Annotated in this window: 20 protein-coding genes; 9 read left to right on the top strand and 11 right to left on the bottom strand. The window is 63.9% G+C overall.

The genetic code is table 11. The features are described from left to right. Positions 1-3: 3 nt before the first annotated feature. A complete protein-coding gene (locus U5A65_RS29165; RefSeq protein WP_321948659.1) occupies positions 4-906 on the bottom strand; it encodes a LysR family transcriptional regulator in 903 nt (300 codons plus the stop codon). Between the two features lie 130 nt (positions 907-1036). Between U5A65_RS29165 and U5A65_RS29160 the strand changes: the two genes are divergently transcribed. Beyond that, positions 1037-2050 carry an NAD-dependent epimerase/dehydratase family protein gene (locus U5A65_RS29160; RefSeq protein ID WP_321948658.1) on the top strand — a complete coding sequence of 338 codons (1014 nt, stop codon included), beginning with the start codon at positions 1037-1039 and terminating at the stop codon, positions 2048-2050. A 62-nt stretch (positions 2051-2112) separates the two neighbouring features. Here U5A65_RS29160 and U5A65_RS29155 read toward each other — a convergent pair whose 3' ends face one another. Together U5A65_RS29155 and U5A65_RS29150 are read right to left on the bottom strand one after the other, a co-directional pair. Then, the gene (locus U5A65_RS29155) at positions 2113-2844 is read right to left on the bottom strand and encodes a peptidoglycan DD-metalloendopeptidase family protein (RefSeq protein WP_321936678.1); all 732 of its coding nucleotides are present in this window, start codon (positions 2842-2844) and stop codon (positions 2113-2115) included. A gap of 280 nt (positions 2845-3124) precedes the next feature. Then, complete coding sequence (locus U5A65_RS29150; protein ID WP_321948657.1) at positions 3125-4867, bottom strand: IlvD/Edd family dehydratase; 1743 nt, start codon at positions 4865-4867, stop codon at positions 3125-3127. A 268-nt stretch (positions 4868-5135) separates the two neighbouring features. Between U5A65_RS29150 and U5A65_RS29145 the strand changes: the two genes are divergently transcribed. The 8 genes from U5A65_RS29145 (at position 5136) to U5A65_RS29110 (ending at position 13958) form a co-directional block, all read left to right on the top strand. Beyond that, positions 5136-6104, top strand: coding sequence for an ABC transporter substrate-binding protein (locus U5A65_RS29145; RefSeq protein ID WP_415765808.1), 969 nt, complete (start codon positions 5136-5138; stop codon positions 6102-6104). A gap of 127 nt (positions 6105-6231) precedes the next feature. Beyond that, positions 6232-7749, top strand: a complete 1518-nt coding sequence (locus tag U5A65_RS29140) for a sugar ABC transporter ATP-binding protein (protein WP_321948656.1) — start codon at positions 6232-6234, stop codon at positions 7747-7749. After that, positions 7746-8783, top strand: a complete 1038-nt coding sequence (locus tag U5A65_RS29135) for an ABC transporter permease (protein WP_321914049.1) — start codon at positions 7746-7748, stop codon at positions 8781-8783. Before U5A65_RS29140 ends, U5A65_RS29135 begins: the two co-directional genes overlap by 4 nt. 33 nt (positions 8784-8816) lie before the next feature. Beyond that, on the top strand, positions 8817-9962 hold the full coding sequence (yjfF, locus tag U5A65_RS29130; protein ID WP_321914050.1) for a galactofuranose ABC transporter, permease protein YjfF: 1146 nt from the start codon (positions 8817-8819) through the stop codon (positions 9960-9962). A 256-nt stretch (positions 9963-10218) separates the two neighbouring features. Continuing rightward, positions 10219-11322: a sugar ABC transporter substrate-binding protein gene (locus U5A65_RS29125; RefSeq protein WP_158763405.1), complete on the top strand. Its 1104-nt coding sequence runs from the start codon at positions 10219-10221 to the stop codon at positions 11320-11322. A gap of 27 nt (positions 11323-11349) precedes the next feature. Then, entirely contained in the window at positions 11350-12360 is a 1011-nt protein-coding gene (locus tag U5A65_RS29120; protein WP_321948655.1) for an ABC transporter permease, read from the top strand. Beyond that, positions 12360-13178 carry an ATP-binding cassette domain-containing protein gene (locus tag U5A65_RS29115; RefSeq protein ID WP_415765805.1) on the top strand — a complete coding sequence of 273 codons (819 nt, stop codon included), beginning with the start codon at positions 12360-12362 and terminating at the stop codon, positions 13176-13178. Before U5A65_RS29120 ends, U5A65_RS29115 begins: the two co-directional genes overlap by 1 nt. 54 nt (positions 13179-13232) lie before the next feature. Further along, the gene (locus U5A65_RS29110) at positions 13233-13958 is read left to right on the top strand and encodes a FadR/GntR family transcriptional regulator (RefSeq protein WP_321914052.1); all 726 of its coding nucleotides are present in this window, start codon (positions 13233-13235) and stop codon (positions 13956-13958) included. 8 nt (positions 13959-13966) lie between these two features. On the opposite strand, the gene U5A65_RS29105 is transcribed toward U5A65_RS29110, so the two are convergent. From U5A65_RS29105 to U5A65_RS29070, 8 genes are all read right to left on the bottom strand, one after another. Next, on the bottom strand, positions 13967-14866 hold the full coding sequence (locus tag U5A65_RS29105) for a hypothetical protein (protein ID WP_321948654.1): 900 nt from the start codon (positions 14864-14866) through the stop codon (positions 13967-13969). 28 nt (positions 14867-14894) lie between these two features. Beyond that, positions 14895-16475 (bottom strand): hypothetical protein, encoded by a 1581-nt coding sequence (locus tag U5A65_RS29100; RefSeq protein ID WP_321948653.1) that lies wholly within the window; start codon positions 16473-16475, stop codon positions 14895-14897. Between the two features lie 71 nt (positions 16476-16546). Beyond that, positions 16547-17116 (bottom strand): glycoside hydrolase domain-containing protein, encoded by a 570-nt coding sequence (locus U5A65_RS29095; RefSeq protein WP_321936673.1) that lies wholly within the window; start codon positions 17114-17116, stop codon positions 16547-16549. 895 nt (positions 17117-18011) lie between these two features. Then, positions 18012-19022 (bottom strand): L-arabinose ABC transporter permease AraH, encoded by a 1011-nt coding sequence (araH, locus tag U5A65_RS29090; protein WP_321914059.1) that lies wholly within the window; start codon positions 19020-19022, stop codon positions 18012-18014. A 90-nt stretch (positions 19023-19112) separates the two neighbouring features. Further along, on the bottom strand, positions 19113-20681 hold the full coding sequence (araG, locus tag U5A65_RS29085) for an L-arabinose ABC transporter ATP-binding protein AraG (RefSeq protein WP_321948652.1): 1569 nt from the start codon (positions 20679-20681) through the stop codon (positions 19113-19115). A 44-nt stretch (positions 20682-20725) separates the two neighbouring features. Further along, on the bottom strand, positions 20726-21730 hold the full coding sequence (locus U5A65_RS29080; RefSeq protein WP_321914061.1) for an arabinose ABC transporter substrate-binding protein: 1005 nt from the start codon (positions 21728-21730) through the stop codon (positions 20726-20728). 56 nt (positions 21731-21786) lie between these two features. After that, positions 21787-22716 (bottom strand): Gfo/Idh/MocA family oxidoreductase, encoded by a 930-nt coding sequence (locus U5A65_RS29075; RefSeq protein WP_321914062.1) that lies wholly within the window; start codon positions 22714-22716, stop codon positions 21787-21789. 56 nt (positions 22717-22772) lie between these two features. After that, positions 22773-23702: a dihydrodipicolinate synthase family protein gene (locus tag U5A65_RS29070; protein ID WP_321914063.1), complete on the bottom strand. Its 930-nt coding sequence runs from the start codon at positions 23700-23702 to the stop codon at positions 22773-22775. Between the last annotated feature and the right edge of the window lie 11 nt (positions 23703-23713).

Here is a 23713-nt window from a genome sequence, read left to right as displayed (position 1 = left end):
CCGCTACGCGCCTTGTCCCTGGATATACGCATTCAGCCCCGACGCAAGCGCTGCAAAGGTCACGGCGCAGCGCGCGCTCGTGCGTAAGTCCTCATGCATCGCCACCCACGTATCGAGCGTCAGCGAGAACTCCTTGCGCAGAACACGGACCAGTTTCGGGTCTTTTGCTGCCAATGGCGACTGGCACCCGCCAATACCGAAACCCGCGCGTATCGCGGCCAACTGGGCAAGATCGCTGTCGGCCCGAAATGCAAAGCTGTTGCGGTTGTAGGCCGGAAACCTGGACTGGAGCGAGCGAATGAACGCGTTTTCCTGATCGAAGCCGATGATCGTATGGCGCGCCAACTCTTTCATCGACTTGGGCGCGCCATGAAGCGCCAGATAGCGTTCGTGGGCGTGCAAGCCGACTTCGATCGCGCCAATCCGTTTGGCGACCAGCGCCTCCTGCACGGGCCGGAACATGCGTATCGCGATGTCCGCTTCACGACGGAGCAAGTCGTCAGCCTTGTTCGATAGCACCAGTTCGATCGACAGTTCCGGATAGTCGTGGCGCAGGGCTGCCAGTATCGGCGGCAGAACCTCAACGCCGATGACTTCGCTCGCCGTCAGCCGCACCGTACCGCGCACGCCCGACCCATGACTGCTTGCCGCGCGGCGCAATGCGGCCGTGGTCATTGCGATGTCGACAGCGTACGGCCTCAGTTCATTGGCCGCCGCGGTTGGCGAAAATCCATCGGACGAACGGGTAAACAGCGTGAGTCCCAGCGCCCCTTCCAGACTGTCGACGTGCCGCCCGACAGTCGGCTGCGTGATGCCCAGCGCGCGGGCGGCGGCCGACAACGAGCCGCTCTCCAGGACCTGGAGAAAACTCCTGTACCACTCCCAGTTCGGTTCCTTGTCGGCCATGTCCGGTTCCCTATTCAGATCGCAGGCTATACGTAAATGTATAGCCTATCGCCTATTTTCGGCAATTTTCTATTGACGGCAAGCGGCGCAGAATGCCCTTCATGACAGCTCACCCGCAAGGAGAACCGGCATGAACGCCAGCCCCATCCATCGACAGAACCGCGCGCTCGTGCTTGGCGCAAACGGCGGAATCGGCAGCGAGGTCGCGCGCCAGTTGCTCGACGCCGGCTGGCAAGTCCGCGCGCTGCGGCGCGGCGGCGCGCCGGCCACGGGTGCCGTTGCGGCAAGCGCGATCGAATGGCTCGACGGCGACGTGCTCTCGCACGAAGCAGTGGTACGCGCAGCGCAGGGTTGTTCGGTGATCGTGCACGCGGTGAACCCGCCAGGCTACCGGCGCTGGGCGCAGGTCGTGCTGCCGATGATCGACAACACGCTCGCCGCCGCGGCCGCCGCGGGCGCGACCGTCGTGCTGCCTGGCACGGTCTACAACTTCGGGCCCGACACCTTCCCGTTGCTGCGCGAGGACTCGCCGCAGCAGCCGCTCACGCGCAAGGGCGCGATTCGTGTGGAACTGGAGCGGCGCATGCGGGCCGCGAGCGAGCATGGCGTGCGCTCGATCGTCGTGCGTGCGGGTGACTTTTTCGGGCCGCGCGTGGGCAATAGCTGGTTTGCGCAAGGGCTCGTGAAGCGTGGCGCGCCGGTGCAGGTCGTGCGCCAGCCTGGTACGCGCGGCGTGGGCCACGCGTGGTCGTACGTGCCCGACGTCGCGCGCACGATGCTCGAACTGATCGGGAAGCGCGACACGCTGCCCGCGTTCGCGACGTTCCACATGGCCGGCCATTGGGACGCCGACGGCTCGCAGATCGTCGAAGCGATTTGCCGCGTCGCCCGCAATCACGGGCTGAAGCCGCAAAGCAAGCCCTTCGCCTGGGCCTTCGTGCGCGCCATCTCGCCCTTCGTGACGACGCTGCGCGAACTGATGGAGATGCGCTATTTGTGGCGCGAGCCGTTGCAGCTCGACAACGCCCGGCTCGTGAGGGAACTCGGGCGCGAGCCTCATACGCCGCTCGACGAAGCCGTCGAGGCCACGCTTCTGGGCCTGGACTGCCTCGGCGTCGATGAGCGTGCGCCAAAAGCGGCCTGACGGTTGCGCTTTTGCGCGCCAGCCGATTTGTTACGGATTCCAAATCATATCGAAAGGCACCATCAGGGCGTGACCGGCCCCGACCCCGGCGGCAAATACGCGAGTGGGTCCACGGGGCGGCCATCCTCACGCATTTCGAACTGCAACACCGCCTGGCCGTCGCGGCCCGTCCCCATCTCGGCGATGGTCGTGCCGCGCGGCACGCTCGCGCCTTCGGCCACCATGAGCCGGCGGTTGTTGCCATACGCGGTGACGAAGTGGTCGTCGTGCTTTACGATGACCATGAGGCCGTATTGCTTGATTTTGTCGCCGGCGTAGACGATCCGGCCGCCATCCACTACCTTGACCGGCGTGCCGGGGCGCGCGGCGATCTCGATGCCGCGCGAACCTTGCGCACCGAACTCGCGCACCACGGTGCCTGCAACTGGCCAGACGAAGCGATTCGCGGCGCCCTCAGGCTGCGCGGCCGCGAACGGCGGCGCGGGCGAAACGCTCGCAACGCCCGACGGCGGCCCCACGCGCAGCATCTGCCCTGCACGCACGGTGGAAGCCGCCTCCATAGCGTTCCATTGCGCAATCTCGCCAGGCCGCCGCCCGAACGAAGTCGCAATCGAGTCGAGCGAATCGCCGGGCTGCACGCAGTAGTAACCGGCGGCGGCGCTCACACATGCCCCGGCTTCGTAACTGGGCATGCTGAACGGCCGCTGGGCGACACAGCCCGAAAGCAGCCCCAGCGCGGCGAGTGCGCCCGCCGCGCTCGTGCGCCATCGCCATGAGCGAAGACGGGTTGGCATGCATCGTTGTTTCATGGCGAATCTCCGCGAATGGCTGAATAGGTCACAGGCGCCAGCCCGCCGGCTGGCCTCCGCTTAACGCGACCCATGTTTTCGCGTTGACCGCCGCATATGACGCATGACAAGCCTTTGCGTGCACACGATCAAACGTTGCGCAAGACCTTAAACAATCAGGAAAACGAAGGTAGGGAAACGCCGACAAAGACTCGTCGAAGTTTTAATTTTCGATGCAAGGACGGGAACCTACGTCTGCCGCAACGCAAGTTCCGCGCGAGAGAGGTCAATGCGAATGGCTCGGCACGTCCGAGCCGCGGCAGCCCACCAGGAAGTCGAAATCGCAGCCCTCGTCGGCCTGCAGCACGTGCTCGACGTAGAGCTTGCGATAACCGCTGCGATCGGCGGGAATGGGCTGCTGATTCGCGGCCCATTCGGCGAGCCGCGCAGCGATCGCCTCGTCGCCGATATCCATGCGCAGCACGCCCTTCTCGCAGTCCAGCTCGATCCAGTCGCCGTCGCGCACGATCGCAAGCGGCCCGCCTGCGCGCGCTTCAGGGGCGACGTGCAGCACCACCGTGCCATACGCCGTGCCGCTCATGCGCGCGTCCGACACGCGCACCATGTCGGTCACGCCTTGCGCGAGCAGCTTCGGCGGCAAGCCCATGTTGCCCACCTCGGCCATGCCCGGATAACCCTTGGGCCCGCAGTTCTTCATGACGAGCACGGAATCGGCCGTGACGTCGAGTTCGGGGTCGGCGATGCGCGCCTTGTAGTCGTCAAAGTTCTCGAATACCACCGCGGGCCCGCGATGCTTCAACAGTTTTTTCGTGGCCGCCGAAGGTTTCAGCACCGCGCCGTTCGGCGCGAGGTTGCCGCGCAGCACGCACAACGCGCCGTCCTGCACGAGCGGATTGTCGAGCGGGCGAATGACTTCGGCGTTATGAATGGGCGCTTCGCGCACGTTTTCCCAGAGCGTTTTGCCGTTGGCGGTAAGCGCGTCGGGATGCGGCAACAAGTTTGCTTCGCCGAGGCGCCGCAACACGGCAGGCAAGCCGCCCGCGTAATAGAAGTCCTCCATCAGGAAGCGGCCCGAGGGCTGCAGATCGACGATGGTCGGCGTGCCGCGGCCAATGCGCGTCCAGTCGTCGAGTTCGAGCGGCACGCCTATGCGGCCCGCAATCGCCTTCAGGTGGATCGCCGCATTCGTCGAGCCGCCGATGGCCGCGTTCGTGCGAATCGCGTTCTCGAACGCTTCGCGCGTGAGCAGCTTCGACAGACGCAGGTCCTCAAGCGCCATCTCCACAATGCGCATACCCGACATATGCGCGAGCACGTAGCGGCGCGCGTCCACAGCCGGAATCGCGGCGTTGTGCGGCAGCGTAACGCCGAGCGCTTCGGCCATGCACGCCATGGTCGAAGCCGTGCCCATGGTGTTGCACGTGCCCGCCGAACGCGACATGCCCGACTCCGCCGACATGAACTCGTGGATCGAAATCTTGCCCGCCTTCACCTGCTCGCTCAGTTGCCACACCACGGTGCCCGAGCCGATATCGCGCCCTTCGTGCTTGCCGTTGAGCATCGGGCCGCCCGTCACGGCAATCGCCGGCACGTCGCAGCTCGCCGCGCCCATCAGCAACGCCGGCGTGGTCTTGTCGCAACCTACGAGCAGCACGACCGCATCGACGGGATTGCCTCGTATGGATTCCTCAACATCCATCGATGCGAGGTTGCGCGTGAACATGGCCGTGGGCCGCAGGTTCGACTCGCCGTTCGAAAACACAGGAAACTCGACAGGAAATCCGCCGGCTTCGTAGATGCCTCGCTTGACATGCTCGGCGAGCTTGCGAAAGTGCGCATTACAGGGTGTGAGTTCCGACCACGTATTGCAAATGCCGATAATCGGCTTGCCGGCAAATTCGTGATCCGGAATTCCCTGATTCTTCATCCAGCTCCGGTACATGAAGCCGTTTTTGTCCGTGGTGCCGAACCACGCGGCCGAGCGAAGCTTGGGCTTACGGGTGTTCATGGCTTTGCCCACTTAGTGAGAAAGTCCAATAAATAGCATGACTATATGAGTCAGGCTTATCGGGAAAACGCTAATCGAAACCGTTCCTGACGTTGCATATAGTTTGTCTATTGTGGTCAGCAGGGGCGGCCAACGGTATATCGAAAGGATATAACCGGAGGCCAGGGATGGCGCGATACTTCTCGTGATACTGTCCGGCCGTGATGGACGCGGGTGTAGCGCCATGAATTAAAGAAATACAACGCACAGAGCTACATCGGAGACACGCATGAAACTGGCAACACGCATGGTAGGCGGGCTGGTCGCTGCGGCGGCCGCTTTCTCGTTGGCGGCGGGTGTTGCACACGCCGAAGACAAGCAGATCACGCTAGGTTTTGCGCAGGTCGGCGCGGAAAGCGCCTGGCGCACGGCAAACACGGTGTCGGTCAAACAGGCCGCGAAAGACGCCGGCATCAACCTCAAGTTCTCGGACGCCCAGCAAAAGCAGGAAAACCAGATCAAGGCGATTCGCTCGTATATCGCCCAGAAGGTGGACGTGATCGCGTTCTCGCCCGTGGTCGAATCGGGCTGGGAGCCGGTGCTGCAGGAGGCCAAGCGCGCCAAGATTCCCGTGATTCTCACGGACCGCAACATCGACGTGAAAGACCAGTCGCTCTACGTGACGATGATCGGCTCGGACTTCATGGAAGAAGGCCGCCGCGCGGGCAAGTGGCTTGAAGAGCACTACAAGGACAACCCCGGCCCGATCAATATCGTCGAGCTGCAGGGCACGGTGGGTTCCGCACCGGCCAACGACCGTCACTCGGGCCTCATGGAAGTGATCAAGAACGATCCGAAGTTCAAGATCATCGCGTCGCAAAGCGGCGACTTCACGCTGGCTGGCGGCAAGCAGGTCATGGAAGCGTTCGCGAAGACCTATGGAAACAAGATCAACGTGGTCTACGCGCATAACGACGACATGGCGCTCGGCGCGATCCAGGCCATGGAAGAAGCCGGCATGAAGCCGGGCAAGGACATCAGCGTCGTGTCGTTCGACGCCACCAAGGGCGGCTTCGAGGCGATGATCGCCGGCAAGATGAATGTTGACGTCGAGTGCAGCCCGTTGCTCGGGCCGCAACTCATGAGCGCCGTGAAAGACGTGGTGGCGGGCAAGCAGTTGCCCAAGCGCATCGTGACGAACGAAACGGTGTTCCCGATGGACGTGGCGGCGCAGGTGCTGCCGACGCGCAAGTACTAAACTCGGTGCAAGCGGCGCGGTGTGCTTCGTAGCCCTTAGTATTTAAAGGGTTCACGAGGCGCCCCGCGCGCTCGAGGGCCTGTTCACATGAATAACGGGCTTGCGCTGGCCTCTTTCACGGTTGCCCATGAGCGTTTCCCCGATACTCGAAACCGTCGGTCTTACCCGAACCTTCCCCGGCGTGCGCGCGCTCGACCGGGTCGATTTTCGTCTGTACCCCGGCGAAATTCATACGCTGATGGGGCAGAACGGCGCCGGCAAGTCCACGCTCATCAACGTGCTGACCGGCGTGCACCAGCCCGAGGCTGGCGAGATACGCCTCGCGGGCCAGGCGGTGCACTTCCCGACGCCGCAGATGGCGGAGGCCGCCGGCATCCAGACGCTCTACCAGGAAGTCAATCTCTGCCCCAACCTCTCGGTTGCCGAGAACATTTTCGCGGGCCGCCAGCCGCGCAAGCGCGGCCTGATCGACTGGAAAACGATTCATCGCCGCGCTGAAGAAGCGCTCGCGGAACTGAATCTCTCGCTCGACGTCACGCAGTCGCTCGACACCTACCCGATCGCCATGCAGCAGATGGTGGCGATTGCGCGCGCCGTGTCCGTCGATGCGCGCATTCTGATTCTCGACGAACCGACTTCGAGCCTCGACGAAGGCGAAGTCGCGCGCCTGTTCGACGTGTTGCGCAAGCTGAAAGCGTCGGGCATTGCGATTCTGTTCGTCACGCACTTTCTGGAGCAAACCTACGCCATTTCCGATCGCATCACGGTGATGCGCAACGGCGAGCGTGAAGGCGACTATCTCGCGGCCGATCTGCCGGTGCAAACGCTAGTCGCGAAGATGGTGGGCCTGCAGAACGCAGGCGAGCGGCTCACGCACGCCGAAGCCGCGCACAGCGAAACGGCGGCAACGAATGCCGAACCGTATCTCGCCGCGCAAGGCGTGGCGCGCCGCGGCGTGCTCAATCCGCTCGATCTCGAAGTGCAGCCGGGCCAGATTCTGGGCCTGGCAGGCCTGCTCGGCTCGGGCCGCACCGAAACCGCGCGCCTGCTTTTCGGCGCGGATAAAGCCGATGCTGGCACGGTGCACATCAACGGCAAGCCCGTGAAGCTTTCCTCGCCGCGCGACGCCGTGCGTCACGGCATGGCCTATTGTCCTGAAGACCGCAAGAAGGAAGGCATCGTCGCCGATCTGTCGATTCGCGAGAACATCGTGCTCGCGCTGCAGGCGCAACTGGGCTGGTGGCGCATGATCCGGCGCTCGCGCCAGCGCGAACTGGCCAACGAATATATCGAGCAACTCGGCATCAAGGCGCGCGATGCCGAGCAGCCCATCGGTCTGCTTTCGGGCGGCAATCAGCAAAAGGTGCTGCTCGCGCGCTGGCTCGCGACCCGGCCGCGTTTGTTGATACTCGACGAACCCACGCGCGGCATCGACGTCGCCGCCAAGTTCGAAATCATGGACCGCGTGCGCGCGCTTTGCGCGAAAGGCCTCGGCATCCTGTTCATTTCGTCGGAGATCAGCGAAGTGGTGCGCGTGAGCGATCGCATTGCCGTGCTGCGCGACCGCCGCAAGGTGGCCGAGCTTTCGGGCGCGGCGCGCTCGGAGCACGAAGTCTACGACCTCATTGCCGGAGACCGTCGATGACGCGCCCCGCCCTTCCCGCCTGGCTCTCGCTCGTCCTCCGGCATCCGCTGGTGTGGCCCGCGGTCACGCTCATCGCCCTTTTCGTCGTCGATGTTGCGCATCGCGGCAACTTCCTCTCGATCACGATGCTGGGCGGCCACCTGTTCGGCGCGCCCATCGACATTCTCATGCGCGCCGCGCCGCTCGTCGTGGTGTCGCTCGGCATGACGCTCGTGATCGCCACGCGCGGCATCGACATTTCCGTGGGCGCCGTCGTGGCGATTGCGGGTGCAGCGGCCGCCACCGTGCTCTCCGCCGATCCTTCGCGCGTGGGCATGGCGTTCGGCGCGGCGCTCGCCGTGGGTCTGCTTGCAGGCATCTGGAACGGGCTGCTCGTCGCGTTCGTCGGCATGCAGCCGATCATCGCCACGCTCATTCTCATGGTGGCGGGGCGCGGCGTGGCGCAGTTGCTCACGGGCGGCCAGATCATCCCGATCGGCGCGCCGGGCTATCTGTTCGCGGGAGGCGGCTATTTCGCGCTCATTCCGTGCGCCGTGTGGATCGCGCTCGCCGTGACCGTGCTCACCGCGCTCATTGTCAACCGCACGGCGCTTGGGCTCTTCATCCGCTCGATCGGCGTGAATCCGGTGGCTGCGCGCCTCGCGGGGCTGTCGTCGCAAGCCGTGGTGTTCGGCGCGTACGCGTTTTGCGGCGTGACCGCAGCGATTGCCGGCATTCTCATCAGTTCGAACGTGCGCAGCGCGGACGGCAACAACGCGGGCCTGCTGCTCGAACTCGACGCCATTCTCGCGGTGACGCTCGGCGGCACGTCGCTGCTGGGCGGGCGCTTCAGCCTGGCGGGCACGGTGCTCGGCGCGCTCATCATTCAGACGCTCACCTACACCACCTATTCGATCGGCGTGCCGCCCGAGGCCACGCTCGTCGTGAAGGCCGTGGTCGTGCTGCTCGTGTGCCTGATCCAGTCGCCCGCCGCGCGCACCTTCGCGTTCCAACAACTCAAGCGTATTGCTCTCGCACGCCGCGCGCGCGCCTGAGCACGAAGCGCACCCATACGGGGGAAGCCGAGCATGAACCGCCCTGCCCTGTCATTCTCGAACACGCTCGCAGCGTGCCGGCGCGGCGCGACCCGCTTCGTCGATCCGCGCGTGCTGCCCATCGTCGTGACCGTCGTGCTCTTTGCCGTGCTGTTCGGCTTCGGCTCGGTCATGTACACCGGGTTCTTCTCGCTGCAGGTGGCGTTCGGCCTGCTGGTCGATAACGCGTTCCTGCTGATCGTCGCCATCGGCATGACGTTCGTGATCATCTCCGGCGGCATCGATCTTTCGGTGGGCGCGGTGGTCGCGCTCACCACGATTCTCTGCGCCGTGGGCACCGAAAAGCTGCACTGGCCCGTGCTCGTGGTCGTGCCGCTTGTGCTGCTCTGCGGCGCGCTCTACGGCGCGGCAATGGGCGCGCTGATCCACTTCTTCCGGCTGCAGCCTTTCATCATCACGCTTGCGGGCATGTTCCTCGCGCGCGGCACGTGCTTTCTCATCACCACCGAATCCATCCAGATCAACGACCCCGGCTTTCACGCGCTCTCCGAATTCAACATCCCCGTAGGCAGCGGCTCGCTCACCACGGGGTCGCTCACGGCCATCGCCATGCTCGTTGCGGGCATCGTCATCGCGCACTTCACGCGCTTTGGGCGCAACGTCTACGCGATCGGCGGCAACGAGCGCTCCGCACTGCTCATGGGCCTGCCGGTCGCGCGCACCAAGATCGGCGTGTACGCGCTCTCGGGCTTTTGCTCGGCGCTCGGAGGCGTGGTGTTCACGCTCTATGTGCTCTCGGGTTACGGGCTGCAGGCGCAAGGCATGGAACTCGACGCCATTGCGGCAACGGTGATTGGCGGCACGCTGCTCACGGGCGGCGTGGGCTATGTGATCGGCTCGGTGTTCGGCGTGGGCATCCTCGGCACGATCCAGACGCTCATTACCTTCGACGGCACGCTCAGTTCGTGGTGGACGCGCATTGTGATCGGCGCGCTGCTCTGCGCGTTCTGCCTCATGCAGCGCGCGACAGAGCGCCATGCCGCGCGCCGCAAGTCCACCGGCACGGGACGCGGCGCGCCGCGCACTGCCGGTCCGCGCACGCAAACCGCCACGCCGATGGACCAGGCCAAGCTCGCCAGCCCGCCGCCACACATGCAGGAAGCGAAGGGCGGCGCGTAAGGCGCTTGTCATCGTCGCTGCGGCCTTATGGATTAGTTACGGGTATACATCGATTAGGAGGCCTCATCACGCTGCACTAAGATTTTTGCGGTACCGTCGGCGCCTGGCGAACCCGCGTTCGCTACGGATGTCTCGCGCGTGATGACTCGATTCAATGAGCGCCATGCGCACGCGAACCCCGGTACTGGCCAGTATCTGCACGCTTTTCGACGAAAAGTCGACTACATCGACCACGAAGACAAGACCGGAGGAAGACATGGCGCAGGATCGGGATGACGCAAAAGACGGCAAGAGCTTGATCGACACGGGCCGGCGCGGCCTGATGCAGGGTGCGGGACTGGGCGCGGCGCTTTCGCTGCTCGGCGCCGTGGGCGGCGGCGGATTGATTTCCACGGCGCAGGCGGCCGAATCGGGGTTCCCTTCGCACAAGAAGTGGAAGATCGTGTTCGTCAATCACGTCACCACGAATCCGTTCTTCGTGCCGACGCAATACGGCATTCAGGACGCCTGCTCGCTGCTCAACATGGATTATCAGTGGACAGGCTCCGCCACGTCCGACGCAGGCGAAATGGTGCGCGCCGTGAATTCGGCCATTGCGGCCAAAGCCGACGCGATCGCGGTGCCGATCGTCGACCCCACCGCCTTCGACAAGCCCATTCAGGCGGCGCTCGACGCGGGCATCCCGGTCTTCGCCTATAACGCCGATGCGCCGCGCGGAAAGAAGAATCCGCGCCTCGCCTATATCGGCCAGGACCTGTATCTCTCGGGCTACCAGATGGGCGAGCGCATCGTGAGCCTCATCGACAGCGGCATGGTTGCGCTCTTCATCGCCACGCCCGGCCAGCTCAACATCCAGCCGCGCCTGGACGGTGCGAGCGACGCCATCAAGAAGTCCGGCAAGAAGATCGACATCCAGACCGTGGCCACGGGCGCGACCGTCAACGAAGAGCTTTCGAAGATCAAGTCGTTCTATCTCGGCCACCAGGACGTGAAGGGCATGTTCGCCGTGGACGCGGGCAGCACCCAGGGCGTGGCACAGGTGATGAAGGAATCGAACCTGCCCGCGAAGGGCGTGCATGGCGGCGGCTTCGACCTGCTGCCCACGACGGTCCAGCTCATTCACGAAGGCTTCCTCGACTTCACGATCGACCAGCAACCGTACGTGCAGGGCTTCTATACGGTCATGCAGGCGTTCGTGACGCTCGCATCGGGCGGCCTGGTCGGCCCGGCCGATACGAACACGGGCCTGAAGTTCGTGACGAAGGACACCGTCGAGCCGTACCTGAATACCTCGACGCGTTACGAAGGCAAGACCACCAAGCCGCAAATCGTGCCGATGAGCGGCGGGATCAAGTCGTAACGACCCACGGGCAATGAACGACGCGTAATGAACTCTGTGAACGAAACCGGCAAGGCAGAAGTCTCCGCGCGGGCTGCCCGCCCGCGCGGGCAATGGCTCTCCGCGTGGGCGCCCGAGCTGCGCATTTTGCTCGTAGCGGTGATCCTCGCGGCGTACTTCGAATTTTCCAACCGCGATTTTCTGCTCACCAACGCGAGTCTCGTCAACCTCTCGCAGTTCATCGCGCCGGTGGCGATCATCGCGTTCGGCGAAATCATGCTGATGATCGGCGGCGACATCGATCTCTCGGCAGGCATGGTGTTCGCCTTCGCGCCGTTCATGATGGTGTTCGCCAACGACGCCGGCGCGCCCATGTGGCTCGCTGTCATCGCGGGGCTCGTGGCCGCGGCGATCATCGGCTTCGTCAATGGCGCCGTGACCGTGTGGCTGCGGCTGCCCTCGTTCGTCACCACGCTCGGCACGCTCTTTCTCATCAACGGCATCACGCTCACGGTCTCGCGCGGCACGCCGGTGCAGACGCCGGGCTCGCCCGAGTTCGCGGCCTTCATGGGTGCGTGGGGCTATAGCGAGATCCTCTGGACGGTGGCGATCGCGTTCGCCATGCACGTGCTGTTGCGCCACACGCGCTGGGGCCTGCATACGCAGGCGGCGGGCGCGAATCCGCTAGGCGCGAGCGAAGCCGGTATTCATGTGAACCGTCTGCGCCTTGGCAACTTCATCATTGCCGCCGTGCTCGCGGGCTTCACCGGCATTCTGGAAGGCTTTCGCATCACCTCGATCGACCCGCAGGCCGGCGGCAACCAGATCATGTTCCTCGCCGTGGCGTCGGCCGTGATCGGCGGCACGCCGCTCACGGGCGGCTCGGGCACGATCGTGGGCGGCCTGATCGGCGCGGCGGTGCTCGGCATTCTCAACGACGGCTTTACCCTCATCGGCATCAACGCATTCACGTTCAACATCATTCTTGGCGCCGCCATTCTCGCGGCCATGATCTTCAACATCCACGTTGGGCGCCTGCGCCGCAAAGGGAGCCGATGATGGACGAATCGCAAGCCTCCCCGGCCGGTATGAGCGGGGCAAGCGCCACAGCCGACGCCCCGCTCGCCGTGCGCGGCGACAACATCGTGAAGCGCTTCGGCGCGGTCACGGCGCTCGACGGCGTCTCGCTCACGCTCGGCCGCGGCGAAATCCTCGGCATTCTCGGCGACAACGGCGCGGGCAAGTCCACGCTCGTGAAAATCCTCACGGGTTTTCACCAGCAGACAAGCGGCACGCTGCAGATCGACGGCGCCGAAACGCTGCTGCGCTCGGTGGATCATGCGCGCTCGCTCGGCATCGAATGCGTTTATCAGGACCTCGCGCTCGCCAATTCGCTGAGCATTTATCACAACATGTTCCTGAACCGCGAGATCGTGCGGCGCGGCCCCTTCAGACTGCTCGACCACAAGCAGATGCGTGCGCGTGCGGCGCAACTGCTCGACGACATCGGCGTGCACGTGCCTTCTGTGGATCTGCCTGTGGAGCGGCTTTCGGGCGGCCAGCGCCAGGCCATCGCGGTGGCGCGCGCCGTCCATTCGAACGCCAAAATCCTCCTGCTCGATGAGCCGCTCGCCGCGATGGGCGCACGGGAAGCGGGTCTGATCATCGATCTCATCATGCGTTTGAAGGAAAAAGGCGGCCTATCGATTATCATGATCATGCACAACTATGCGCAGACGCTCGATATAGCGGATCGCATCATGTTGATGCAGCGAGGCCGCGTGACATACGAACAGCACAGCGCCAATACATCGGTGGCTGAACTGATGGACATCGTGCGGCGGGAATATCGGGCCATGCGCGCCACCAGCGCGTAAAGGGCTCTACAAACAGGGGGACGCTCCGATCGGGTAGCCCCCGGCCGGACAATCATGGATTACCGCAATCTAGAGAAACGCAAGAGCATGCACGCGCGCATCGTGCAGGAGCTCGGCATGCAGATCGTGGGTGGCACGCTCGCCCCCGGGCAGCGCCTGCCCGCAGAACCCACACTGTGTGAAACCTATGGCGTGAGCCGCCCTGTGCTGCGCGAGGCCACGCGCGTGCTGGTCGCCAAAGGGCTCGTGGTATCGAAGCCGCGCGTGGGCAGTGTGGTGCGGCCGCGCGAAGAATGGCACATGCTCGACCCCGACGTGCTGTACTGGACCGTCAACAGCATTCCCGAAGGCGAGTTCTTCCGCTCGCTCATGACCGTGCGGCAGATCATCGAGCCCGCCGCCGCGGCGCTTGCCGCGATTTCCGCCACCGACGAAGACCGCGCGCGCATCTCCGCTGCGTACGCGCGCATGGAAAAGGCGCAAACCGCCGCCGACCTGCTCGAGCCCGACCTGGAATTCCACCGCGCGATCATGGCCGCCACGCATAACAACATGCTGGCGTATATCGGCAACATGCTCTCACTCGCGCTTTCCGAGTCGATCAAACTCACGAGCCGCCATCCCAACACGCATGCGCTTTCGTTGCCGCGCCACAAGGCAATTCTCACGGCCATCGAGCATGGCGACGCGCTCGCGGCACGGCAAGCGAGCGTCGTGCAGCTCGACAACGCGCGCGCCGATGCCAAATCGATTCTGGGCGGAGCGGGACTGGAAACCTGATTCGAGGGCTACGCGAGGTTGATCTGCTTTTCGAACGCCATGCCGAGCTTCGCGTAGCCTTGCGGCGACGGGTGGATTTCGTTTTCCCAGTCGCCCGTCGGCCCGCGCGAACTTGCCGGCGCGGGGTTGAGCGTACCGATCAGATAGGCCGGGCGGAAGTTCGCGTTCGCCACGCCTCTCGCGGCGAGCAAACCGTTCAGTGACGCCAGGAACTGCGCCCATTGCTGAATCAGATACGTGGTGAGCGGCAGCCAGTCCACGGCCGGAATCTGATAGGCGGTGTACGCGCGTGCGAGCCAGGGGCCGACACCGGGCCCGGCTTGCGCGTCGCGCGGCTGTGGGCAATCGTAGGTGTGCACGAAAATCGGCACGCCTGCGGACTGACTTTTCGGGTCGTCGCGCTTGGCCACGATCTGCGCAAAGTAGCCCACCAGCAGGTTGAAAAACGCGCTCAGCCCGGCGCTTCTCACGTAACGCTTCACATCCGTGCCCGCGGGCACGAGATTGGGCGCCTGAAGCACGCGTACTGCCGCTCTCGCGGGATCGGTTTCGGTCGGCAACGTCAGAATTGCGTCGAACAGATCGTTGCCGCCCGCCGAGAGCAGAATGGCATCCCATTTGTACGAGAGCGTTCCGCCCGCCAGGTAGGTGACGAACTTGACCTCTCGGGTCCAATCCACCATTTGCGCGAGCGTTTTTCCCGGCGAAGCGAGCGAAAGCGCCGCCGCGCTGTTCGGCAAGCGCAGGCTGAAAAGGATGTTCGAAGTGGCCCAGGGCGGCAATTGTCCAATGGAGAACCAGGAGTCGCCTTGCGCGAGGAAGCGCCACGTCGATTCGGTCAGGACGTCGCCGCGCGCATTGTTCAGGTCGCCTGGCTGCAGGACGGCCAACGGGTAGTCGAAAGACATGGTCGTCTCCTTCGAATTTCACCGTGCGTTAGAGGGCGGGGTCGAGCGGCGTGATTTTCGCCAGCATGAGCGTGTACTCCTCGGCCGCGATCTGGCGGAATTTCATCTTCACAATGGCCTCGCGCTGCGCAGGGACGTCATTGGGAAAGAGGCGCGCGGCGGCGTTCGTGATGACGAGGTCCTTCTCGTCGGGCTGAGGCACGGCGCCAGGCGGCAAGGGGATGGCGGGCGCCCCCTTGCCGTCCATTGCCTGCACGAGCAGATAAATCGGTACGACATCGCCCAAACCGATTGGCAGCAGTTTCGCGGCGTCGTCCCCTAAATGACGGCGCACGATCGCTTGCGAACCCAGGCGCAATGTGAAGCGAAACGGGAACCCGGTGCGAATGGAGAGTGTGACGGGATCCGCCGACGCCACCTGCTCGATCGATTCGATGCCTTCGACCTGCAGCGCTTGCGAAACGGACTTCGTCACGCCACTCAGATTCAACAATTGATCGGGTTGATCCTTTTCCGCCTCAAAGGTCGTCACATTCTTTGCCGCTACGCGCCGCACCTGCTTCACAATCTCGCCTAGCGGCAAGGTGGCGATGACGAATGTCAGCAGCGTCGCCCCCGTGCCTGCGCCGTCAATCGCGCCCGCTATCAATGCGAACGGAATGGCGAGCAGAAGCCGCAGCGAATACCAGTAGATATCCGAAACGTTGAGCGCGCGGCGCCTCACCGCAAGAACGGAATCACTCGCGACAAAGAAGAAAGCGCCGCCGAACGCGGCCAGAATGCCCGGCACGGTCAATCCAAACAGGCAGGTGGCTGCGCTCGCGCTGCCGCACGGCGCGCACATATAAACCCAACCCACAATCGCGGACGCTGCATAGACCATTACGACGAGAATGCAATACGGCGGCACGAAAGGCCCGAGACCGTATTGCTGGTGGTAGATGTGCGAAAACAACTGGTCGCATAGCTGGAGGTTGCTATCGGCCTGGACGCGCCAATCCTTGCTGTCGCCTTGTGACGGCGCGGCGTTTGTGGTTGCCGAGGTCGAAGCTATCGTGCCCGGAAATGCACCATTGATCGCATCGATCAGCCACTTTGACCAGAAGCGCTGGAGATACGCAGAAAGCGCTGCGCACTTGAGGCTATTCTCAAACTCACGATAGCGCACATACCAGCCGAGCGTGAGAAAAGCGACGAACGGCGCCGACGCGAGCGCCGTGGTCAGGGCCGCAAGCAGAAAGGTCGGCAGCGGCCATACCTTGATCCTGAACCGGTGCGAACGTCCTTCCAGTTTCGGCGCACCTGCGGGCGGTGTCTGGGACGCGACCTTCGCGGGTTGCAGCGCAGGCGCGTTCGCGGCTTTCTGCCCTGCATTTTCCGCTTTCGATTTCGCTGCATCGCCGGCAACAGCACCCGTACTTGCAGACGTAGACGACATGCGCGCGCTCGGCAAGTTCACGGCGAACAACGCAATGGCATCGCCCGCAAGGTTCACGAAGATCACAACGAGCACCAGCAGCCACAGCCGCCCCCTCGCTAACCAGTGCGTTTCCGCGAACAGGCGCTGCGCCCACTCCCGGTTCGCCTCCTCTTTCGTTTTCGCGATCATGAGATTCTCTCCCATTACGCAGTCATACTAAATATCCACTTCAACAATTCATGCAACGCGAACGTTGTCGCTCAGCGGCACCACCATGTCGCCTGACCACCCAGGCTGTCTGCAAGCGCCAGATTTCTGTCGATGTTCAGCCCGCACAGCATGTCTGGCGCTGCGGTAATGCGCTGTGTCATCTGATAGCCGCGCTCGGGGAGCGTGGGTACCGTGCTGCCAGACTTCCAGTAATGCTGCGTCTGCAAATTCCAGAACAACTGATCGCCCGTCAAGCCGCAGTTGGCTCCCACGTAAATGCCGGGTTGATAACCGGCGCTCTTGACCGCTGCGAACCACGCGTTGCAATAGGCGATGACGTCGCCGGAACCCACGGCCTTGTTCACGCCTTCGAGATCGAGCCATACCGTCACATCCGGCGGCACGCCAACCGCTTGGGCATTGCCGGCCGCATTCGCTCCGTAGGTCGCGCCTAGCGTTGCGGAAGGCGACCAGCCCTCGGCGCTCACGTGCTGCACCACGCCGAGCGCAAGACCGGCGCCGAGCACCGCATTGGCCTCGCTGGAACTCAGGTCGACAGCCCCCTGCGTCTCCGAGCGCGAAAGATAGCGGATGCAGGCGCCGAAACCGGCTGCCTTCATACCTGAAGCCGCACTGGAAGACACAGGCGTCACACAATCGAAGGCATGCGTTCCGACCGGCAGGGATTGAGAAAAATCGCCATTCGCTACCATTTCGGCATCCTCTATAAAATGACGGCGCGACTTCATTGCCTGAATGGTCTGCCTGACGACAGAATCTGCGCACGAAGCGACTAGCCGAGCGGCGCGGAGCGCGGAATCCCAGTTGCGTAACGCGGGACTGTTGGGGGATCTTGCAAGAAAAAACTACACCGCGAACGCGCGCCGAGAATGTACGCCAGCGAACAAAGGCGGCGCGTGCAGTTTGCGCTTTATGCGAATGGCATCAATGGCGGCGTTGCACCGCGATGCACGGATCTAAAGCGCTACGCGCGCATCGTTCGTGCCGCTTCGGCACACTGAAGCGATGCTTGCAAACTTCGGATGACAAACAAGCTCGCTTGCGCCGGAAGACCCTTCACGCGCTTTCGCACAGGTTCGCGTTGTGCCGTGCTTTCTCGCCTTGTACGCCGATGCGCACGAGGCCTTCAAGAAACGCCCGGGCACTCCAGTGTCTTCGGTAGCGCAGGCGATCGATGGTCGCGATGCGCGCTTGCGTCGGCGCGATAACGTCCGTGAACAGGATGGCGTCGCCGAAAGCGCATCAGGACAGCGATTTGTCGATCGCGCGTGCGGCGAGCGGCACGTTGATCGTATCGACCGCGCAAAGCGTCATGTCGTGCCATGCCAGCGGGTGGATGTAACTGCATCGGTCGGGGTTCCTGAAGCCGTGATTGACAGCGCTCCAGCATGCTAGCCACGCCGTTCGCTCCAGGAAACGCCCTGCCGACAGATCCAATTTTTTGTTTTTTGAAGCCTCACCCGCAACCGATGCGAATCAAAACCGCTGCCCGTCTCACACCGCGCGCTTGCTGCGGCGGAACTGGTCGAACAGCACCGCGAGCAGCAGAATGCCGCCGCGAATCAGATACTGATAGAACGTCGGCACGTTCATGAGGCTCATGGCATCCTGCACCGCGCCCATGATGAGCACGCCCACCAGCACGCCCGAAATCGTCGCCACGCCGCCCGTGAGCGACACGCCGCCCAGCACGCATGCCGAGATCACACCGAGTTCCAGGCCAACGGACGTCTTCGGGTCGCCAAGGCTCATGCGCGAAGCCAGCATCACGCCCGCAAAGCCCGTAATGAGCCCTTGCAGCACGAACACCGTGATCTTGATGCGCGTGACCGGCAGGCCGGCAAGGCGCGCCGCTTCGCTATTGCCGCCCACCGCGAGCACGTTCTTGCCGAACACGGTCTTCTTGAGCAGAAAGCCGAACACCACGAAGCCGATGATATTGCTCCAGATCGGAAACGAAATGCCGAGGAACGAGCCACCGCCCAGATCGAAGAAGCGCTCTTCCGAGATCATCACGGCGTCGCCATTCGAGGTGAGAAACGCGAGGCCGCGCACCGCTTCCATCATCGCCAGCGTGGCGATCAGCGAGTTGATCTTGAAGCGCGCGATCAGCACGCCGTTCACGAGCCCCACCGCGCCGCCCGCGAGCACGCCCGCCGTAATGCCGAGCAATACGCTATGCGATTGCGTGATGACCGTGGAGGCCACCACGCCCGAGAACGCCACAATCGAGGCGACCGAAAGATCGACCTCGCCGAGCGCGAGCACGAACATCATCGTGACCGCAATCGAGCCGATCAGCGTGACGGAGAGCAGCAGGCCTTGAATGTTGCGGGTCGTGAGGAAGTCGGGGACCGTTGCGGATAGCACCGCAAACAGCACCACGAACACCACCACGATGCCCGATTTGTTGATCATGTCCCATGCACGCGCGCGCTGGGGGGTAATGGGCGCGGCGGCTTCGTTGACGGTAGGCGTGCCCTGTGGCTGCATGGCTTCACTCATTTCTGGTTCATCGTTTCGGATCGGTTGCGCTGCTTCGCTTCATTTCGCTGCGCGCGCAACCGGCAAGGCAAAAAACAAAAAGCGTGCGCGCTAGCGCGGCAGCGCCATCTTGATCAGTTCGTCGGGTGAGGCTTCGGCTTTGGGCAGGCTGCCCGCTATCCGGCCCTCGCGCATCACGATGATGCGGTCCGACACGCCGATCACCTCGGCCAGATCGCTCGACACCATGATCACGGTCTTGCCCGCTTCCGCAAGCTCGTACAACAGGTTGTAGATCTCGGCGCGCGCGCCCACGTCGATACCGCGCGTGGGCTCGTCCATCAGGAACACCTCGATGCGTTCGGCGAGCCAGCGCGACAGAATTACCTTCTGCTGGTTGCCGCCCGAAAGCGTGCCGATGGCCGTGTCGCCGTTGCGCGTCTTGATCGCGAGTTTCTTGATGTAGTCCTGCGCGAGATCGCGCTCGCGCCGGGCGTCGAGCAGGAAGCGCGCGGGGCTGAAGTGGCGGCGCGCGCTGATATTCAGGTTGTCGGCCACCGAGGCGATCGCGACGATGCCTTCCTGTTTGCGGTCCTCCGGGCATAGCGCGAGGCCCGCGCGCACGGCGTCGCGGGGGCTGGCGAAATTCACGCGCTTGCCGCCGAGTTCGACGTGACCCGCGCTCGCACGCGTCGCGCCATAAATCAGCTTCATGAGTTCCGAGCGCCCCGCGCCCACGAGCCCGAAGAAGCCGACGATCTCGCCGCGCCGCGCCGTGAACGACACCGGCTCGGTCAGTCCCGGCCCGAGCAGGCCTTTCGCTTCGATGAGCACTTCGCCTGCTTCGCGCGGACGATAGCCGTACACGTCCTCGATCGAGCGGCCCACCATCGCGGCAATCAGGCGATTGCGATCGAGATCCTGCACCGAATCGAACGTTTCGATGCGCTTGCCGTCACGGAACACCGTCACGCGGTCGCACAGCTCATAGACTTCGTCCATGCGGTGCGTGACGTAGATGATCGCGCGGCCGTCCGCGCGCAGTGCGTTGATGATGCGAAAGAGGTTCTCGGTCTCGCGCGCCGAGAGCGAGCTGGTCGGTTCGTCGAAGGCGATCACACGCGCGTCGCGCATGAGCGCCTTGCCGATTTCGATCATCTGCCGCTGGCCGATCGAGAGATTCTTCACCGGCGTGCGCGGATCGATGCGCTCGCCAAGGCGCTGGAGTTCATCCATCGCGCGCTTGACGAGCGTGCCTTCGTCGAGCACGCCGAAGCGGTTGGGCAATTGCCCGAGCATCAGGTTTTCCGCCACCGTCAGCTCGGGCACGAGATGCAGTTCCTGATAGATGATTGCGATACCCGCTTCGAGCGCCGCCTTCGTGGTCGTGAAGCGCTGCTCCACGCCACCTAGCTTCAGCGTGCCTTCCTGCGGCTCGTTCACGCCCGAGAGCACCTTGAGCAGCGTGGATTTGCCCGCGCCGTTCTCGCCCATCAAGCCATGCACTTCGCCGGCACGCACTTCCAGCGCCACGCGGTCGAGCGCACGCACGCCCGGAAAGCTCACGGTAATGCCGTCGAGCTCCAGATACGCGCGATTCCCCTGTTGAGCGCCCGCACTTGCGTCCCGCGCTGCGTTCGCCGCTGCCTGCGCGTTCGCATCCGTCATCGTTTCAGTCATTGCATCCCTGCCCTTTGCATCGCGTCGATCTTTCTACGCAGTCCTTAGATACCCAGCTCGCTGCGCACAGCCGTCCAGTTCTCGCGCGTCATCAGCTTGCCGGTGGTCTGCGTGTCGGCGGCGGGCTGCTTGCCGTCGCGAATCCAGTCGACGAGGTTCTCGGCGCTGTCCTTGCCATGGTTCGTCGAGCTTACGGCGATCGTGCCGTAGAAGCCCGTGGGCTGCTTCTTCTGGAACTCGGCGAACGCTTCGCCCGCGCCGTTGATGCCCACGCCGATCACGTCAGCCGACGGAATGTGCAGCTGCTCGGTCGCGCGCACGGCGCCCAGCACGCTTTCTTCGTTGAGCGCGAACACCACCCACTTCTTGATGTTCGGATGCTGGGCGAGCACCGGCGACGCCGCGTTGAAGCCGCCTTCGTCGTCGGTGGTCTTTTGCGGGGCGTCGAAGATGTTTTCCTTCTTGAAGCCGCCCGCCAGCAGCGATTGCGTCGCGCCGTCCGTGCGCAGCTTGGCCGTCGGCAGTTCATAGTCGGTAATACGCAGCGCGCCCACTTCTTCCGGCTTCCAGCCGCGGCGCTTCATTTCGTCGGTGATCGCCTGGCCCACCTGATTGCCGATCTTGAGCGCCGACATGCCAAGGTGCGGCACGTTGGCGAGCGGCTTGCCCGACGAGTCCACGAGCTGGTCGTCCACCGTCACGAACTTCATGTTGTAGCGCTTGGCGCGCGCCTGAATGGCCGGTCCGAGACGCACGTCGGGCGCGCAGATCACGAAGCCTTGTGCGCCTTGCGCGCCGAGGTTGTCGATGGCGGCGAGCACCTTCTCGCCGTCCGGCGTGCCGATGTTCACCACCGAGAAGTTCTCCTTCTGGCCGAGCGCCGTGGCAGCCTTCTGCTCGTTGATGAACCATGCCTGTTCCGGCATCTTCACGAGGAAGCCGATCTTCACGGGCGAGTCGGCGTGCGCCGCCACGTTCATGCCGAGCGGGGCGATGCACATCGCCGCGAATGCGGCACGAAGGGTCAAGCGGCGGATCTTGCTGGTCATGCTCCTGTCTCCTCAGGTGTGGTTTTGCTGCGTGTGTATCGTGATAAAAGAAGCGCTCAGTGGCCAAAGGCCTCGACTTCGACGTGCCTGCCAAGCAGGAACGCGTCCGCCACGAGGCGCAGCGGGCGTACGTCCACGTCGTCGGTGCCGTGGGCGATCAACCAGTGAAAACGCTCGTAGAGCGCAGAATATTCCCGCTCGGCTTCGAGCGTGACCGGCTCGCCCGCAATCGCGAGGCGCTTGCCGCCTTCCGCGATCGAGAGCAGGCCATCCGTTGTCTCCACATCGATTTCCCATTGCTCGACCGGGCCGTGGCGCCAGTCGAACTCGGCGCGCACGGGCACGCCGTCGGTGTCGATGCAGTCGAGTTCAGCGGCGATCGGCGTCGCGCAGTCGCTCGGCACATGCAGCGTTGCGCCCCGCAGCAGCACTTCGCGCGGCAGGATGCGCGTGACGATGGAAAGCGCGTTGATGCCCGGATCGAACACGCCCAGGCCGCCCGGTTCCCAGATCCACTGTTGACCCGGATGCCAGCGGCGCACGTCTTCTTTCCAGCGCACGTGCACGGCGCGGATGGTGCGCGCGGCGAGCCACGCGCGTGCGGGTTCCACGGCGCTCGCGCAACGCGAATGCCACGTGGTGAACAACGTGCGCCCGCGCTTCTGTGCGAGTTCGCGCAGCGCCTCGACTTCGCTCACGCTCGCGCCCGGCGGCTTTTCGAGCATCACGTGCTTCCCTGCTTCGAGCGCGGCGCGCGCCTGCGCGTAACGCACTTGCGGCGGCGCGCACAGCGACACGGCGTCGAGGTCGGACTCGGCGGCCAGCAGCGCGCCAATGTCCTTGTAGTTGCGCACGTTCTCCACTTCTGCATTGCGGCTCGCGGCCGCAACGAGTTCAAACCCGGGATTGCCTGCGATAGCCGGCAGATGCTGGTCGCGCGCAATCTTGCCCACGCCGACGATGCCCAACGTATAGGACGCTTTCATGACGTATCTCCGCCCCTTCGTTTCAGGGAAATTTTTTATTCTGGATGACGAACGATTTATTTACCCCAGCGCAGCACGAGCGGATCGAGGCGGCGCGCAATCTCGATCAACTCGGCGCGCGTGGCGGGATTCATCGCGGGCAGCGGGTGGCGCGGCAGTTCGCACTCGATCACGCCGCCTTCCTTCATCAGCGACTTGCAGGCCAGCAGGCCCGCCTGGCGGTTCTCGTGATTGATGAGCGGCAGCCACTTCTGATAGAGCGCGAATGCGTCGTCGGTGCGGCCTTCGCGATGCGCTTCGATAATCGGGCGAATGCCATCCGGAAAGCCACCGCCCGTCATCGAGCCGGTCGCGCCAGCGTTGAGATCGGCGAGCAGCGTGATCGCTTCTTCGCCGTCCCATGGGCCTTCGGCCGCTTCGCCGGCCAGCTTGATCAACTCGCGCAGCTTGTTCGCCGCGCCCGGCGTTTCAATCTTGAAGTACGAAACCTGTTCGATCTCGCGGGCCATGCGCGCGAGGAACGCGGCAGAGAGCACCGTGCCGCTCGCGGGCGCATCCTGAATCATGATCGGAATGTCGATCGCGTCGGACACGCGCGCGTAGAAGTCGTAGATCTGCTGTTCGGGCACGCGGAACGTCGCGCCGTGATACGGCGGCATGAGCATCACCATCGCCGCACCCTGCTCCTGCGCGCGCTTGCTGCGCGCAGCGGCGATCGAGGTGCCGTAGTGCGTGGTCGTCACGATCACGGGCACGCGGCCCGCCACGTGTTCGAGCACGGTGCGCGTGATGAGTTCGCGCTCGTCGTCGGAGAGCGAGAACTGCTCCGAGAAGTTCGCGAGAATGCACAGGCCGTCCGAGCCCGCGTCGATCATGAAATCGACGGCGCGCTTCTGGCTTGCCAGATCCAGTTCGCCGGTTTCGGTGAACGTGGTCGGCACGACGGGAAAAATGCCCCGGTAGCGGGGCGTACGGCTCGTAGTCATGTCTTCAGTCC

Source organism: Paraburkholderia sp. J10-1 (assembly GCF_905220165.1).
Lineage (GTDB): Bacteria > Pseudomonadota > Gammaproteobacteria > Burkholderiales > Burkholderiaceae > Paraburkholderia.
The sequence above is the reverse complement of the archived record's forward strand: the minus strand, read 5'-3'. Positions and strand labels throughout refer to the sequence as shown.